This is a genomic window from Lacrimispora amygdalina (assembly GCF_003432035.1).
GTDB classification, from domain to species: domain Bacteria; phylum Bacillota; class Clostridia; order Lachnospirales; family Lachnospiraceae; genus Lacrimispora; species Lacrimispora amygdalina.
The window spans coordinates 12810-29717 of record NZ_QOHO01000027.1; the positions used below are offsets into that span (position 1 = coordinate 12810).

A 16908-nucleotide genomic window follows, 5' to 3' on the forward strand; every position below is an offset into this window, starting at 1 on the left:
AAGACTTAATATTCCTCCAGCAGCTCCAATTGATTTTCCTTTACATTAGTAAAATAAATTCCTGTTTTATCTGAAAATACCACCCGTGCTACCGTATACAGCAAATCAATCTCTGCAGGGAGCAGCTCATACGTGTGCAGTGTAAAGAAACTTGGCTTCCCGCTTCCGGAATCATAAATACGCAGGGAGCTTGTCAGATCGTTGATTAATTGATCTACCTCCTGAAGATACCCATATTTGGAATCAATAAGGATAACCAGATCTACCATAACAAGATTGACTCTCAAGTATTCGTACGCTTTTAGTACATCCTTTATCGTCCGTTCCTCTTCCATAGACTTTACCATTAACAGAAGAATCGGATTATCTCCGGATATGCCAAATTTCCATAAGAAACTCTGATTCTTAAAATTACGTCTGATATTTTCATGGGGTCCCCGGTAAATGCCGGCAGGATAAAAGATGGGACTGATCATTTCCTGAAACGAATTCAGCTGCGTTCTGGTAATCTCCAGATACTTCAGCTCCAGGTTGCTTTGAAGCCGGAACTTTTCCAGGATATCATCAATCCGGTAACTTACATTCAGTTCCTCCCCAATTTTTACTGCCTCTTTTTTACTGCTGCACACACCGGTAATAAAAGATATGCAGGCTGATTCACCTGCTCCGATACTCAGCCGTCCCCGCAGGCTCATAATCGGATCGTTGCAAAAACCTGAATCATTAAAAAAGGCAGTGCTGTTAACTACAGAATCGGGATTTTCCAGAGTATTGTTCCTGCCGATAAATCGTTTTCTGTCATTTTCAAATTCTATTTTTTGACTTAATACAGCACTGGTTTTTGCCATATGCATCACATAAGGATTGTCGGGTTCTTTCCTTTGCCGCCTTTTGGTCAGAAAAATATCCTGATCCTTTAAATACTCACTTTCAAGAAAGAGCTTATTAAACGCCGGATGGCTGATCTCTGCCATATGGGTATCATCTGCCACTTCCATATAACTGGTCACTTCCAGCTGTTTTTCCTCATTTCCATGATTGGTTAATGTGATCTTGCGTATCTCAAAATTGTGATCCGCATCCAGACTGACAACCATATGCGTCGAGATATCCCCATCCCTGCGTTTAAATTCCGCCTGGTGCGGGCTGAATACCACCTGGTAATCATCCGGCTCTGTACTGGTGGGATGATAGGCTGCACTCCAGTATTTCCCCTGCTTCATATCCTTGATATAGATATAGTTACCTGTATTCTCATAAATATCTGATCTCCAGCGGTAAAGCATACGGTCCTCATATTTACTGAAGCCATCCCCATCTGAAGTAATCATCAGGGAATACTTCCCGTTTGACAGATAATTTACAACCGGCGGGTTTTCACCTGCATGACTGATATAACGGTCATTGTAACGGTCTTCTGTAAATAGAGACTTTCCGATTTTAATCGTATACCCCTGTCTTGCAATGGAAATCAAATATGACTGGCGCTTTTCTTCCAGCAGAACTTCCGTGGCCTTTATCATCATTTCCGCATGAAACCGTTCCCGGAGAATCCCTTCATTGAGGTAATTATTAATTGCTGCCAGATTCATCCCCTGATGATGTGCCATATAGGATTTTACAATGCAGTAAGGTGTCAGTTCCACAGAGTTTGGTACATTAAAATCAACGGATTCATAAAAACCGTAATCGCCGAAAGCCCCTAATTCTTTCAGCCTCCTTAAATTACTGATACATTCCTTTTCTGCAGTATCCAGTGCCAGTATTGTTGCATAGGGTGCAACTACCAGGGAATTTTTCCGGACCGGCTGAAGCCTTATCTTTGGAACACCGAATGCTTTATACTGGTAATTCGCATTTAAATCAAAACGGTAATATTGGGATTCTGATATCCCCCAGGGGATTTCTGCCTCCTTTGCATACTTCATCTGCTGGAGTACCGCTGCCCTGGAGGTCTGTTCATAGACAGAACCTTCATATTCCTTTAGTACAAGTCCTGGCATCAGAAATTCAAACATCGTACCGCTCCAGGATACAAAGCATGGAATACCCTTTACTACAGTCAGCGGTCTTCCCAGCTTATACCAGTGTTTTAAAGGCACTTCTCCCATTGCTACAGCAAGAAGACTTGTAAGCGATGATTCCGATGCCATCAGGTCGTAGCAGCCCTCATCCAGCGTATGTGAGGAAACATGATATCCTATATGAAACAGCATTCTCTTTTCATTAAACAAAAACCGAAAATCAACATTTGCCATCATGCTGTCTATTTTACTGCACAGTTTTCTGATCCGGTCAATCATGCTGTTTGCAAATTTATTATCCTCTGCCGCGATGCGGCATAATGTGGGATAAGAAGAAAGCAGTTCTTCTTTTAGCTTTAAAGCCGAAGCTTCATTCACAATACTGTCGATGAGGTTCATTAAATGTCTGGTCATGCGGTAACCGGAAGACGGTTTCAGTTCTCTCTCGTTTAAATTTTCCCATATATCTGCAAGGTCTTCGATCAGTTCCCCTATCTTCTGGTATCCTGTCCTAAGGCTGTTTTCGGATGGATTTCCTGTTCTTTGCTTTATCTCTTCATTGCTGTTTCTTATTGCTATCCTGAGTTCTGAAAGTAAATCATCGGGGCAGACCGGCTTGCCGATCTGTTCCAGAAGGCCGTTTTTCAGGGCAATCATATGACCCCAGAAATTACCGCTGTCCACCGTTGATATATAAGCAGGATTAAGCACCTCCAGCGTTTCAATATGATACCAGTTATAAAGGTGTCCCTTCCATTTTTCCATTTTCTGTACCGTCTCCATCAGGTTTTCTGCTGCCTCCACTGTGGAGCTTAAAGTCTCAAATCCCAGATCTCTGGCTGAAAGAATTGACAGAAACTGAAGTCCGATATTGGTGGGCGATGTTTTATCGCTGATTTTTTCAACCTTTGAAACCTTATAATTATCCGGACAAAGCCAGTTATTTTCCTTTGTGGAAAATTCTTTAAAAAACTGCCAGGTCCTGCGGGCAGTATCCATAAGCAGTTCCTTATCCTCTGCATGATCCCGCTGATGCAGCTTCTTTTCCGGCTGACTGATCCCATAAGCAATTTCAGAAGCAAGAAACCAGTCCGCCATGAGGAGCGCTGCTAAAATCATTCCCGGCAGGGGCAGATTCCCCGAACATAAGATGAATAAAAGACAAAATGCCGGGAGGAGGGAACTCCACATGGTGAGAAAATAACCTTTTCTGGTATTGATGACAGAAGCATCCACTGCCTCTGCCGTATTCCAGCGAAGCAGATTTTTTTTGCTGATCAAAATCCGGTACAGGGTTCTGACGATTGCATCCAGTGCAACATAAGCACGATAGGGTGTAATCGTAAACTCCAGGAATGCTCTTATCAACATCACAGCCAGGTCTTTTAAAAAGCCCTTATACACTATCGCAAGCTTTGGCCGGATAAGCTTTTGGGTACCCACAGCAAATAATAAAATAACCAGATTAAACAGATCATTAAAGAAAACAAGAGGCAGCCAAAGATAAAACGCTTCTGGCATCCATAGCAGATTCAGCAATACAAACAAGGTTTTGCTCAAAGGAACCAGGCTGCGTCTGAGGTTATCAAAAATCTTCCATTTCGATAACAGGCTCAGACTTCTTCCATCCCCCGTCTTATTCACGAACAGCCATGGCAGAAGCTGCCAGTCGCCGCGCAGCCACCGGTGCTCCCTTTTCGTAAAGGATAAAACGCTGTTGGGAAAATTGTCCATAATCTTAGCTGTACTGGAGAAAGCCGTCCGTGCATAACAGCTCTCAAAAAGATCATGGCTGAGTATGCGGTTTTCCGGTACTTTATTATGAAGCACCGTGCGAAAGGCTTTTCTGTCATAGATACCCTTCCCGATATAGATCCCTTCATTAAAAATATCCTGATAAATATCTGATATTACGGTTCCATAATGTGCAAGACCAGATTCTCCTCCGAAAATTTTTGTAAATCTGCTGCCATTTCTATCCGGAATGTGGTTTCTAACCGAAGGCTGAATGATGACATAACCTTCCAAAACCTTCTGACCTGCCGGATCCAGAACTGGTTTATTTAATGGATGATCAATTAACCCCACCAGTTTTGCCGCATTGTCACGAATGAGATTCGTATCTGCATCCAGTGTAATCACATACCGGAAGGTGGTAAGCAGTTGTTCCTCACAATAAACATCGGAAAAAGTGGTATTCTCTTTTCCTGTACCGTCTAAGAGATTATTGAACTCTTCCAGTTTTCCTCTCTTGCGCTCCCAGCCCATATAACAGTTCTCTGCCTCATTCCATTTACGGCAGCGGAAAAACAGGGAAAAGCGCTGATGCTCTGACGGATAGAGTTCATTCAGTTCATTCATGCGGGCAGCGAGGGCATTGCGGATTACATCATCCTTTGGCATGAACTGGTCCCCGGAATCTTCAAAATCAAGGAGCAATGCAAAAAAGAGGTTTGGCTGCCGGTTTGCGAGATAATGCTTTTGCAGACGCTCCATGTATTCCAGCCCTTGTTCCTTTGAGGAGACGATGACCGGCATGACTACAAAGGTTCTTGCATCTTCCGGGATCTCCTTAAGATAATCAAGGGCCGGAATTTTTCTAACCGTTATTCTTCTGGTGAAAATGAAATTAATAATTTCCATGGAAATGCCGGTCAACAGCGGCATGACCGCCAGCAGGATAATCACAGACCGGCTTACCGTCTGCATTTTTCCAAGTGTCCGAAACGCACACAGCAGGCATGCTCCCAGCCCCAGAAACATAAGAAACAGGGATAAGAAATAAAGAAAACCTTTTGCATTCCATTTTTTCTTAATCCTTAGGGGAATCGGCTTTCCCAATGCCTTTGCTTTTAGAACCGGATATCCCTTTCCTAACAGATAGGCCCCCACATGATGGGAACAATGCAGACCTTCCCGTCCCTGTATTGCCAGTTCCAGGCAGTCTTTTGCAATCTTTTCTTCCATCAGCCGGTAACGGAGAGATAATTTCACAATTATTCCGCGGTACATGCCTCTGGATTCCAAATCCATATTTGAATAGACACCTGCCGGATCCTGGGACAAAATCTGCTCCAGACAGGAGTATTTTTCAAAAAACTTTTCCTCATCGATCTCATTCATGTCTCTTAAGCTGACAATTAACGTCCTGATATTTGTCTCGAGAAATGACTGGATTTTTCCTTCTTCCTGGAATACAGAAGAGTTTCTCACCTGTCTGTCCTTTGATCCAAAATGATATTCCAGGTATCTTTGAATGGATGCCTCATCAAAGGACATATTTTTCATCAGATAGATGACATGAGCGTGAAATGAGTAGTTAAACGGAAGGCTGTCCTCTGTTTTGCAAAGAAGCGCTGATAAATCAGCCGGTCCCTGGCTGCGCTCCAGCTTTTCCCTTAAAAACTGTTCCGCCCTGGACTTCACTTCAATCATATGAAGAATTTCATCTGCAACTGCAATAATTTCTTCCAGAATGCAAAAGCCCAGCATTTCCGGCAGAACCCAGATCTCCTTGTCTGTAAGTGCTATCTTCTGCTGATAAGCTGTCAGCATCACTGAGATGTTTTCTTCACTCAGATGTCCGCCGGTAAGAGACACCATCTTTTTCGCTACAACATAGATCCGGGGAAAGTTATAGTATTCTTTTACCTTCAGAATTGGCAATACAGCATAGCTCGTTCCGGAAGTACGTACTTTTTTCATCTCCCTGTACATCATCTGGAAATTATCATAGAGCCAGCGTGCAGCCGGTATCAGGGAAATGATGCCTGGAGACAGAGCAGAGATCGTGTCTCTGATCTTATTGAGTTTTTTATAAGCAGCCTGATTGTAATCATTAAGAACAAAGCTGTTCCCGGTCAGCCTCACCTGACTGTGTCCTTCTGCCAGCTCAAACATCTGCTTCTCCCATTCAGCCGGCCCCGGCTTATTTCCTGTTTCCTGAAAGCAGGACGGAAAACGCACGTTCTTATTAAAATGGTAAAGCCGGTAATATAACAGAAACAGAATCAGGCAGATTAAGAAACTCAGAATTAATAAAATGACCGGCAGAAACGGTGAATTTATGTTAAAATTAATTTTATCCAGAAAGATCTGCAATAGAAGCTCCTCCTTATTTAAGAAATCCTTCAAATATAATGTCATCTTTTTTAGTTAGCTTGCCTATTTTTATAAAAAAACAGCACAATATTATATTGTTACATTTTTTATAGTTTTTATCCTGAAAAAGAAAAAATGAAAAAGAATGAACAGATAAAACCTTATTACATGAATAAGGTTCAACCTGCTCATTCTTTTAACTCTTACAGTCCATTTAATCTTGCCATTATTTCGTAAATAAGGCTTAAGTTACTATATTAAAGTGGTCACATTTTCCCTGCATATGGTGTCAAAAGTATCGAACCGGCAGGCATCTTCCATGGATCTTGAGATTTTAGTCAATCCCTTCCCAAGTCCTGCCTCAATAAAATGTCTGGTTCCTGACTGGGCGAGTGAGGAAATTAATTTTCCCCACTTCACGGTGCTGTACATGTTTCGTATCAACTCCTCCGAAAGATCGTCAGCTTTCCATAAAATGCTCTGATCGATGGCTGACACCACAGGAATAGCGGAATCAACCACTTTGATCTTCGCTGCGCTGACCGACAAATCCCTCTCCGGTATATGATACAGGGGAGTGTGAAATGCAAATTTGGAATCAATGGTATAAATATTGAGCGCCCCCCTCTCTGCTGCCAAATCACATACCGACTGAATGAAATTCTCATATCCTGAAATTCCAAAGCAATAGGGATTATTTTCGCAGGCGATAAACACCTTGTTCTCACACTGGCTGTCCTTTATAATCTGAACAAGCTCATCCTTTTCAAATCCGATGATGGTTGCCATACCCTCTTTTTTACTTTCTTTCCGGTTGATTTCATAAAGCAAAAAAGCCCCATCCTCAAACGTAATGGCATGACTGCAAGCCAGTGCTGTTATGAGTCCCATGCTGTACCCAATCAGATAGTTAGGAACGGCGCCGTGGGAGACATACCACTCATACATGGTATAATCACAGGTATAGATCGTCAGCCAGTTATAGAAATTATTTTCCGTATCCAGGGGATCGCCATTAAGATAGGCATCAATATCCAGTTCATATCTGTCTTTTAATACGGCTGACAGCTGACGGATTCTTTTTCTTTCCTTCTCGGGAATTTTATGGATTGCCTTCCGGTAATCCGTACCGATTCCGGCAAACATCATTGCCATATTGTTTTTCTTTTCAAGGTTACGTTCCACTTCTGTCTCCTATATCTTTCTGGTCCTCGTTGATTTTAAAATAGATTTTATTTGTCCGCCTGTTCCATACAAACCAGCTGACGGAAGATAACATGATAGCAGTGGCACACATCAATAACAGTTTTATTCCATTAAACACCACATCCACACTCCTCTCCAATCAAGATAAGTACCTCTAAACAATCTGCCGGTATAAATAAAATGCTTCCGCATAGGCCGTATTGATTTCCGCTCCCCGATATCCTGCCACCAGTCTGCTGGTGTCTAAGGTTCTGGTCTGGGCATTGTTTTCTGTAGAATATACAGAAAGAGCCGCCAGCTTATCCTCGATCTCATCGCTGATATCCACATAGTAATTGGGATCAAACTTTTGTGTGGAAGCAAATATTTCATAAAATAATACTTTTTTTAGAAAAGGAGTTTTTGACGGCCGGCACCAGACCATGGCTGCCTGAGAAACGATCCGATGATCCGAATTCATATCCGCATCATAATGGCAGTATAAAACTTCTGGCTTTATCTCAAAGATAATTTGCTCCAGAGACGTTACTATATCCAGCTGGGGAATGGTATCTAACATAATGAGGGGATGGTCTGCAAAGAATATCTCCTGAATCCCCAACACTTCTGCAGCTTTCTTTGCATGTGATTTTCTTGTATTCATAAGCGTTTCATCAAAGCGCCTGGAATACTTTGAACTGATAAACACCACATAAACCTGGTCTCCTGCTTTTGTATGTCTTTTTATGGTTCCTCCGCACCCTAACACCTCATCATCAATATGGGATGCTATTACCAGTACTTTCATTGTTTCGTTCCTCCCTTTCGTGACTCATAGTAATCCTCCAGTATATGATTCATGGACTTTGATGCCTGAAAAGACAACTTCTGCCGGGCTTTTTCAGCACAAATAAGGGAAGGAGCCTCCTCTTTTACTTCCTTTATAACCAGTGAAGACTTAGAATCGCATAACTTGCGTATTTTATTTATCAATTGAAGCATAGTCATAGAATCGTCCGGGGCTAAGTTAAAGATCCCGCTGCAAAAATAATCAAGGCACTGACTGATGGCCTGGGTAAAATCAGTTACATCAAGTAACTGAATGATCTTAGAAGGAGATACCAAAAGCTCCAATGCTTCATGGTTTTCTGCCCGGTCAAAGAACAGGGGAACCGCTGCAATTTTCTTTTGCCCGGCTCCGGAGATGTTAACAGGGCGGAGAATCATCAGCTTCTTACAGGGAATCAGGCTCTGGCAGAGGAGCTCCGCTTCATATTTTGTCTTAGCGTAATTTCCCTCTGGAACGGCAGGAGATTCTTCTGTGATGATCTTACCTTCTCTCGCGTAAACTGCAGCAGTGGAAATATAAATAAATTTAGAATATCCGCAGGATTCAATGAGATTTTTTGTTCCTTCCACATTTACCTGCCAAAAAATCCGGCTGTCGATACCTGCTCCAATATTAGTACGGTTTAAAGCAGCCAGATGTATAACAAAATCAAATTCCCGATCCAGCTGAAATTTTTTTGTAATATCCACCGGATAATATCCGTCTAGGTCATAACGGGAAGTCAGCTCCCTTCCCAGCCCATAGATCTTATGTCCATCAGACTTGAGTCTGGAAAAAAGATACCCTCCCACAAAACCATTGATGCCTGTGATCAGCACATTCATATTTCTTCCTCCCGATATGCAATTGCAATGTGACTGTCTTCTTTTATGATCCACTGTATTGTTAGCACTGCATTATAAAAATCCAAAGTCAGTATGGAACCGGAACGATCTGCAGCAGCCGGAAGAGAGATCTTTCCCAAATCTGCAGTAAGTCCCAGTGAAAGTGCCTTTATGACTGCTTCTTTCATAACCCAGGTTCTGCAAAACATCTGGTACTGCTCCGTTTTAGAAAGACTCTGATAGAAGGCGGATTCTTCCGGGGAGTAGAGGGATTCCATGACCTCATACTTTCTTTTTCTTAAGGAATGTGCTGTTTCTATATCAACACCTGCCTCCCGATTTCTGTCTGTAACCAGAATCAGATATTTTCCGCTGTGGGAGAGATTGAATTTCAAATCTGTGACTGGTTCTATGACTGAAGGTTTTCCGTAGGAATTCCTGTAAAATCGTATCTTTTCCGGATAACAATTCAGATAACTGCTTATTATCATTCTGGTCAGGGAACGCCGGAGCATCATTGTGTTTCTTGACTGTGAAACCGTGATAAGGCTTAACCGCTTTTTTTCATCTTCTGATAAATAATTTTCATAAGGGATCCCACTTACTGCTCTGCATTGGTCTAAGTCAGCCAGATACACGTCTTCTTTTAAGAGAATGACTGCCCCAAGTTTCATAAGAGTTAAAAGACCGTACACAGCGCTCTCAGTTCCAAAACCCTTTGAAATAACGCTGATCCATTCCATCTCTTAATTTTTTCCAGTACTCCGTGTGATTGACATACCAATCCACCGTTTGGGAAAGCCCGGTAGAGATATCATATTCTGGCTGCCAGCCAAGCGCCCGGAGTTTATCCGTATTTAAACTGTAACGAAGATCATGGCCAGGTCTGTCATTCACATAACGGATAAGGGATTCGTCTTTTCTCATAAGAGATAATATTTGTTTCGTCAGAGCTAAATTTGTAACTTCCTGAGCACCGCCCACGTTATAAACTTCTCCGTCTTTTCCATCTTTGATTACGTGATAGATTCCGCTGCAATGATCTTTTACATACAGCCAGTCTCTGATCTGGCTGCCGTCACCAAACACGGGAACCGGAATTCCTTCATAAAGATTGGTGATAAATAAGGGAATTACCTTTTCCGGATATGCGTACGGTCCGTAGGTATTGGAAGCCCTCGTAATACAGACAGGAAGACCGTAGGTAGCAAAATAGCTGTAAGCCAGACGATCTCCTCCTGTCTTTGAGGCAGAATAAGGGTTCCTGGGCTTTAATTCTGAGGTTTCATAAAAACTCCCCTCCTGAATCTGGCCATACACCTCATCTGTGGAGATCTGAATGAATTTTTCCAGAGTATCCCGGTTTTTTAATGCATGCTCCAAAAGGACATATACACCAATCACATCGGTCATTAAAAAGTCCTGCGTGTTTCCGATGGAACGATCCACTGCAACCTCTGCTGCAAAATTGACTACAACATGAATCCCCTCCATCAGCGTTTCTACCAGATCAGAGTCGCAGATGTCTCCTTTAACAAACGTAAAATCTTCCCGGTCTGTAACATCTGCCAGATTATCCATATTACCGGAATATGTAAGCTTATCCAGCACAGTCACATGGATATCGGTCTCCTTTTCATATAAATATTTCACGAAGTTTGAACCAATAAATCCGGCACCGCCAGTAACTAAATATTTTTTCATTTTTATTCTCCTTCGTATTTTCTATATAATATACTGGCATTATGCCCTCCAAAACCAAAGGAATTAGAGATTGCCATATTCACCTGTTTTTGGATCGGGACATTGGGTACATAATTTAAATCCAGTTCCGGGTCTGGCTCCTTATAATTGATGGTTGGAGTAATGATACTCCGATCCATAGTTAAAACTGTAACAATCCCCTCAATCACTCCGGATGCCCCCACTGTATGGCCGATCATGGATTTGGTGGAAGATACATAAAGGTCATCTGCATGGGAGCCAAAGCAGGATTTGATTGCCATCGTCTCGTATTTGTCATTTAAATAGGTGGAGGTTCCGTGTGCATTGATATAATCAATGTCTGCCGGGTTCACTCCCGCCTGGTCCATGGCAAGCTTCATGGTCTTTGCCATCATAACACCGTCTGCTTCCGGTGCCGTGATGTCTCCTGCATCGCTTGTTATGGCACAGCCTCCTACCTCAGCATAGATTCTGGCTCCCCGTTTCTTTGCATGTGCTTCTGATTCCAGGATCATAATGCCGGCCCCTTCCCCCATAACAAATCCATCCCGGTTCCTGGAGAAAGGGCAGCAGGCAGATTCCGGCGTTTCGTTCTTTACGGAAAGTGTCATAATCTGATTAAAGCCTTTGATATAGTCTTTTTGAATGTGTGAGTCGGCGCCTCCGGTAATGACCACATCTGCAAAACCGGATTGAATCAGCTGCTGCCCCAATGCAATGGCATAGGCAGATGAGGCACAGGCTGTGGATACATTAAAGTTCGGACCTTTAAGTCCGTATCGGATAGAGATCCATGCACTGGGAGCATTAGGCATTGATTTAACAATACTGTTACTTTCTGACTGTTCTTTTTCCGCGTCACTGTAAGCAGTCGTTACGATTCCCAAAATCACTGCCACCCGGCTTCTGTCACAGGAATCGAAATCGATTCCGCTGTCTTTCACGGCTTCGTCCGCAGCCACTAACGCCATCTGGGTTAAGCGGGTCATCTTGCCGCGCTCTCTCTTTTTTATCAGCTCTTTTGCCTTTTCTAAAAAGCTGTTATCCACCTGAGCAGCAATCTTTGTCTCTAATCCGGTCGGATCAAACAGCGTAATCGGTCTTACTCCAGAGACTCCTCTGATCATTTTACAAAAGCTTTCTTCCATGGTGTTTCCTAAAGCATTTATCATTCCCATACCTGTAATTACGGTCTTGTTATCTTTCATGGATACCCCCTAAAGTTTACGATATACCTTAAAATCTGCCGGAAGAAACAACGGATCCAAAGTCTTTTTATATTCAGTCATTAAGGTTTCTAAAATCGTCTCCTCTTTCAGCTCCTGATAAAGAGATTTTAGTGATGCAGATACGCCTAAGACTTCCTCTATAGTTTCCTGAAACTGCTTATTGTCTAAGAGCGGATCTTCCATGTACCGCGCAATTTCATTAAGCAGAAAGGAAAGAAATCTTATCCCATATGCCTCGTAACACTCTTCCCGGTTTACAATATAAGCGGCAGCTCTCTTACCGGAATCTTCTGAGGATAGAAACCCCTCTCCCCTTCTTCCGTCTTTCCCCTGCTTCATGAAATCAGAGACTTGTAAAAGAAGAGGCTTAAAAAGGTTAGAATGAAGGTGATCCGGCAGATTAATCAGACACTGAGAGATGATTGGAAAACCGGTCGAATCCACCATTTCAAAGATTCCAAAGAGAAGCACCTGCTTTGTGATCTGGTCAAGCTCTTTTAAAGTAAGTTCCCCTTCTAATGACAGCTTATAGGCATATGCGGCCAATGAGATCAAAAGCTTTGATAACACCAGGCGGCTTTCCCCCCGTAATACCAAAGGTTTTCTTCCGGTCATAGAAAGGAATTTGACCATTTCTTTCACCGTCTCCTCACTTGTATCCGGACCCGCATTTACTTCTGCTGCAGAAATCACTTTTAACGGATAGAAATAGTGAAGTCCCAGACATCGCTCTTTCGCCTTTCCATAAAAAAACACATCTGTTACGTCTAGAGAAGAGGTATTGGTTGCGAAGATACAGGTGTGTTTTGCAATCCCTTCCAATCTTTGAAAGATTTCCTGCTTGACGTTTAAATCTTCTATTACAGTCTCTATCATTATATCACAGTCAGCTAAGTCAGTCAGCTTGTCTGTGATTATGGGAGTTTTTCCCCCCATGAGCTGCGGGTCTCTTCTTTGTTTTTTCTGTATTCTCTTTGTGATCTTATCAATCTGATCCTGGTTTCTGGAGACCAGGATGACCTGGCAGTCATATTCCATCAGCGAATAGAAAAGATCCTGTCCCATTCTTCCTGATCCAACGATTCCTATTGTCATTTTTTTCCTATTCTACCAGCAGGTCACTTCCAAATTTAAGGCGATATTCATCTCCTGCAATTTTGCTGGTCTTATATAGTTTTCCAACCTGTTCATAAAATTTCGGTTCCGGTAACACGGTCTTTACTACAGCATTGGTCAAATTGTAGTAATCCAGATTATGGTTGATGATGTCTTTTTTCATAGTCTCATAAAGCTCTGTTCCCGGAAATGGAGTCAGTACCGTAAAGCCGGCATGATAAATGGGATTATCGCTTACAAACTGTGCCACCCGGTCAAAATCTGATTCCACATATTCCGGTCTTACAATGTAGTTGCCGTTGACTAAGATCCCAAGGCTGTTTAAAAACTTTAAGGCACCGGAAATATTCTCGATGGTGTTTTGCTTATTATAAGCTTCCAGCTCTTCATTGCTGGTAGCTTCCAATCCGCAGATTGTGATCCGAAGCCCTGCTTTTACAGCAAGCTCAATAATATCCGGATGCCGGATCACCGTATCCGTGCGCACATCTGCCAGATAATAATGGTTATTTAAACCTTCTTCAATAATTCTGGTAAATAAAAGTCTGGCCTTTTTTATATCACCAAAGGTATTGGCATCGCAGAAACGGATAATGGGATATTCATCCATTGTCTTTAATTCCCGGATTATGCATTCCACATCTTTATGAAAATACCGTCCGCCCGTGGTCTGCCAGATGCTGCAAAAGTTACATTTGTGGGTGCACCCCTGGGAGGTACTGATATAGTGAATCTTTTTTCCCATCTGCCGAATGGTATAATTATATTTATCCGTCAGCTTCCGGTTTGGCATAACAGTATCCAGGATGTGCTGCTCCTTAATCTCCTCTGTGCTGAGACTGCAGATGGACTGGGTATAAAAAATGCTGGTTCCTCTATTGAGCCCAAGTCCTGGAATCTTGCTGAAATCTGCCAGCCAGCCGTCCGCCTTAAATATCTCTATCATCTTTTTAAAGCTGTATTTTCCAATACCAACTGTAACAAGATCGGCCTTGGAGCCTGAAAAAGAATCGGGGCAGAGGGTGGGATGTATGCCGCCTACCATAGTTAAAATGTTTTTGTCATATTCTTTTGTGATATTTAAGATTTTCAGTACTGAATTATACTGGGCGGTAATGCAGGTAACTCCCACAAAATCAGGTGAAAACCGTTTTAACTCTTCCACATACGCCTGGGCAAAATCATATCCCGGTATATTATCTTCTTCTGTTTTTTGATCCAGAATCACCACTTCATCGTCAGGTACCATGCTTGCCAGCTCATTTAAAGCAAGAGGCGGACCCACCATGACTCTTCTTCCAAACGATTTTCTTACGGCCTCGTCAGCAAAATCAAACATACGGAAGACTCTGGGAATGGGCGGATTTACCAATAGTATTTTCATTTCCTGCTCCTCACTTTATATTTTTCTTAATGTAAAACCTGCCTGCATGAATTTGCTAACCTCCATGACAAAGCTGAAAATCAGATCCCCGCTCTGGTAAGTGTGTTCCTTTAACAGATTGTCAATGGAAATAAGAGCGGCAGGAGGACCCGCATATCCCACATCTTCGATTGCACTGTAAAACTGGTCTTTGCGGATGCCAAGGCCAAGGCATTCTTCAATAATCAGCTCTCTCACAAATTTAGAGGGCATATTTACTACAAAATGCTTTAAGTCTTTTAAATCAATATTTTTTTCATTTAACATGCGAACCAGGGCATTATAAAAGATGGTTTTCCCATTTTCTTCCATTGCATAATCCCGCATTTCATTTAAGTAAATCTGGCGGATATGATGGCAGCCGTTCTGATAATCCTCTTTGGGATTGGTCCAGTGGTAGGGATAGCTGTTTCCCATAGCTGACTTTTTTCTGCTTCCAGCGGATTCAAAGTAGGTATCTTCCAGATAAAGCCCTTCCATTTCATTTTTCACCGCAGAAAATACCATGGCACCTGCCCCGTCACAGAGATACCAGCGCAGGAAAATGTCTTCTTTGGTAATAAGGGTCTGATTATAAAATTCGGGGATAAAACAGGAACTTGCCACACTGGAAGAGATCACAAGCGCATTCTTATATTCCCCTGAGGCAAGCATGACATGGGCCAGCTTAATTGCTTTGTAGATAGAAGTGCAGTTGGAATGAATGTGGATTTCTCCGCACATATCGATCCGCAGTTCTTCCTGTATTCTGGTAGTAAGGGGTGGAATCTGATGGGAATAAGCACCGCCGTATATTAAAAGATCAATATCCTTTGCCAAAACACCGGCTTCTTCCATGGCCTTTTCAGCCGCTTTGACTGACATTGTTAAATTGTCATCCACAAATGTCCTTGTCTTGTTGTCAAAGGCATAGTAGCAGTGATTGATCCCAAGCATTTCTTTAATAATAGGCTGGACTCTTCCTGCCCAGTTTCTGATCTTTTTAGGCGCCTCACTAAATTCTCCCAGATAATCATTGATATCGTCAAAATCAATGGGATTTCCAGGAAGGTATGTACCTGCGCCAGATAATTTTACATTGATAGCCATCGGATAGACTCCCCTCTTTAAGTAAAATAATATTCTTTAAACCCATCTATGAAATGAAACCGGTTGGCAAAATCATAATCGCAACAATGTTCATTAATAAAAGCAATGAGCTTTCTTGCATAATCCAAGGAGCTCTTTCTTGGTACCAGAAGATCAATGATTCCCAGCCTGTCCGCTTCCTGGGAATCAATCAGGCTGCCCTTTACAATCATTTCATAGGCATGAAAAAATCCTGCCTCTTCCGAAAGTCTCAAGGTTCCGTTCACCCCAGGTAAAAGTCCAAAGGTGGATTCCGGCAAACCAAGCCTGGCACCTGACTCACAGATTCTTACATGGGAAGATAACGCCAGCTCAAATCCGGATCCGATACAAAAGCCTCCAATGGCACTTACCACTGGAATTTTCATATGAAACAGTTTCTTAAAGCTTTCTTTACAATCCAAATACCATTCCGGATAATGAGTCACCACACCGTCTTCTACCTCAGCATGGGAGCTGATAAAATCTAACAGTTCTCCAACATCTGCCCCGGAACTATAATGCCTTCCGCTCCCATATATAATGATTCCCGAAGCACTTGTGGACAGGGCATATTCTTTTATAACCTTTGAAATCTCGAAAAGGAACTGGGATTTCATTTTATTGGCTGGAGGCATATTAATGCAGATATATGCAATGCCTTCCAATTCTTCGTAAACAATTGTCTCAAATTTAAGTCTCATCACTTCGTATCTTCCTCAATTTTTATAAGTGCCAGTTTACAAAAATAACCGGTCTCAGGATCAGCTGTGAGTGCTTCTCCTGACAGGCAGCAATCTTTGTAGGCAACCATACAACTTTTAATCCCATGAAGCTGTTCTCTCGTCCGTTCCATCGTAAGGTCTGACATTTGTGTTTCCAGGTCTTCATTAAAGCTTTCGTTCCTTAAAATGGCATTGGCAAATCCATGGTTTATAAGTTCTTCACAATTCATGATACGGGCTTCTTTTCCAAATGAAAATTTGGGTGCGGACAGCAGCTGCAAAAAATAACGGCCAGTCCTATGCTCCGGATCATACCGCAGAGTTCCCTGATCGGATAGAAAGCACATATCAAATATATATATCTTTTCGCATAGACTCATAGCAAACTCACAGTCAATGACTAAAACAGATATGATATAAGGATCAAGAAGAACTTTTTTTATCTGCAGAAAATCTCTGTCCGGCAGGTCACTTAAACAGTCCTTTTTCAGGTGCAGGACTATGATGTTCTTCTCTCCTGTCTCAATGGCTCCCCTTACAAATGGTGCCAGATCCCTTTCGGACATGATCTGGCAGATTAACATCTGGTTTTCCATCAA

At 42.3% G+C, this 16908-nt stretch carries 13 protein-coding genes; all 13 read right to left on the minus strand.

The window, feature by feature from the left end:
- Nucleotides 1–5: 5 nt before the first annotated feature.
- Nucleotides 6–6125, minus strand: coding sequence for a glucoamylase family protein (locus DS742_RS09595; protein ID WP_170313413.1), 6120 nt, complete (start codon nucleotides 6123–6125; stop codon nucleotides 6–8).
- Nucleotides 6126–6377: 252 nt separating this feature from the next.
- Nucleotides 6378–7310 (minus strand): ACP S-malonyltransferase, encoded by a 933-nt coding sequence (locus tag DS742_RS09600; protein WP_117416782.1) that lies wholly within the window; start codon nucleotides 7308–7310, stop codon nucleotides 6378–6380.
- On the minus strand, nucleotides 7300–7458 hold the full coding sequence (locus DS742_RS28785; protein WP_170313414.1) for a hypothetical protein: 159 nt from the start codon (nucleotides 7456–7458) through the stop codon (nucleotides 7300–7302). Before DS742_RS28785 ends, DS742_RS09600 begins: the two co-directional genes overlap by 11 nt.
- A 27-nt stretch (nucleotides 7459–7485) precedes the next feature.
- On the minus strand, nucleotides 7486–8118 hold the full coding sequence (locus DS742_RS09605; RefSeq protein ID WP_117416783.1) for a PIG-L deacetylase family protein: 633 nt from the start codon (nucleotides 8116–8118) through the stop codon (nucleotides 7486–7488).
- Entirely contained in the window at nucleotides 8115–8984 is an 870-nt protein-coding gene (locus tag DS742_RS09610; protein ID WP_117416784.1) for an NAD-dependent epimerase/dehydratase family protein, read from the minus strand. Before DS742_RS09610 ends, DS742_RS09605 begins: the two co-directional genes overlap by 4 nt.
- Complete coding sequence (locus tag DS742_RS09615) at nucleotides 8981–9727, minus strand: 4'-phosphopantetheinyl transferase family protein (protein ID WP_117416785.1); 747 nt, start codon at nucleotides 9725–9727, stop codon at nucleotides 8981–8983. Before DS742_RS09615 ends, DS742_RS09610 begins: the two co-directional genes overlap by 4 nt.
- The gene (rfbB, locus tag DS742_RS09620; RefSeq protein WP_117416786.1) at nucleotides 9687–10688 is read right to left on the minus strand and encodes a dTDP-glucose 4,6-dehydratase; all 1002 of its coding nucleotides are present in this window, start codon (nucleotides 10686–10688) and stop codon (nucleotides 9687–9689) included. Before rfbB ends, DS742_RS09615 begins: the two co-directional genes overlap by 41 nt.
- Before the next feature lie 2 nt (nucleotides 10689–10690).
- Nucleotides 10691–11917, minus strand: coding sequence for a beta-ketoacyl-[acyl-carrier-protein] synthase family protein (locus DS742_RS09625; protein ID WP_117416787.1), 1227 nt, complete (start codon nucleotides 11915–11917; stop codon nucleotides 10691–10693).
- A gap of 9 nt (nucleotides 11918–11926) precedes the next feature.
- Complete coding sequence (locus DS742_RS09630) at nucleotides 11927–13033, minus strand: 3-hydroxyacyl-CoA dehydrogenase family protein (protein WP_117416788.1); 1107 nt, start codon at nucleotides 13031–13033, stop codon at nucleotides 11927–11929.
- 7 nt (nucleotides 13034–13040) lie between these two features.
- On the minus strand, nucleotides 13041–14438 hold the full coding sequence (locus DS742_RS09635) for a B12-binding domain-containing radical SAM protein (RefSeq protein ID WP_117416789.1): 1398 nt from the start codon (nucleotides 14436–14438) through the stop codon (nucleotides 13041–13043).
- A 15-nt stretch (nucleotides 14439–14453) separates the two neighbouring features.
- Nucleotides 14454–15566, minus strand: coding sequence for a 3-oxoacyl-ACP synthase III family protein (locus tag DS742_RS09640; RefSeq protein WP_117416790.1), 1113 nt, complete (start codon nucleotides 15564–15566; stop codon nucleotides 14454–14456).
- A gap of 17 nt (nucleotides 15567–15583) precedes the next feature.
- Nucleotides 15584–16288, minus strand: a complete 705-nt coding sequence (locus DS742_RS09645; protein ID WP_117416791.1) for an enoyl-CoA hydratase/isomerase family protein — start codon at nucleotides 16286–16288, stop codon at nucleotides 15584–15586.
- On the minus strand, nucleotides 16288–16905 hold the full coding sequence (locus DS742_RS09650) for a hypothetical protein (protein ID WP_147325751.1): 618 nt from the start codon (nucleotides 16903–16905) through the stop codon (nucleotides 16288–16290). Before DS742_RS09650 ends, DS742_RS09645 begins: the two co-directional genes overlap by 1 nt.
- Nucleotides 16906–16908 lie beyond the last annotated feature (3 nt).

Bases quoted from the DNA above. Each gene is read 5' to 3' on its own strand.
- DS742_RS09605 (WP_117416783.1), bottom strand. From the start codon at position 8,118: ATGAAAGTACTGGTAATAGCATCCCATATTGATGATGAGGTGTTAGGG.
- DS742_RS09610 (WP_117416784.1), bottom strand. From the start codon at position 8,984: ATGAATGTGCTGATCACAGGCATCAATGGTTTTGTGGGAGGGTATCTT.
- DS742_RS09615 (WP_117416785.1), bottom strand. From the start codon at position 9,727: ATGGAATGGATCAGCGTTATTTCAAAGGGTTTTGGAACTGAGAGCGCT.
- rfbB (WP_117416786.1), bottom strand. From the start codon at position 10,688: ATGAAAAAATATTTAGTTACTGGCGGTGCCGGATTTATTGGTTCAAAC.
- DS742_RS09625 (WP_117416787.1), bottom strand. From the start codon at position 11,917: ATGAAAGATAACAAGACCGTAATTACAGGTATGGGAATGATAAATGCT.
- DS742_RS09630 (WP_117416788.1), bottom strand. From the start codon at position 13,033: ATGACAATAGGAATCGTTGGATCAGGAAGAATGGGACAGGATCTTTTC.
- DS742_RS09635 (WP_117416789.1), bottom strand. From the start codon at position 14,438: ATGAAAATACTATTGGTAAATCCGCCCATTCCCAGAGTCTTCCGTATG.
- DS742_RS09640 (WP_117416790.1), bottom strand. From the start codon at position 15,566: ATGGCTATCAATGTAAAATTATCTGGCGCAGGTACATACCTTCCTGGA.
- DS742_RS09645 (WP_117416791.1), bottom strand. From the start codon at position 16,288: ATGAGACTTAAATTTGAGACAATTGTTTACGAAGAATTGGAAGGCATT.
- DS742_RS09650 (WP_147325751.1), bottom strand. From the start codon at position 16,905: ATGGAAAACCAGATGTTAATCTGCCAGATCATGTCCGAAAGGGATCTG.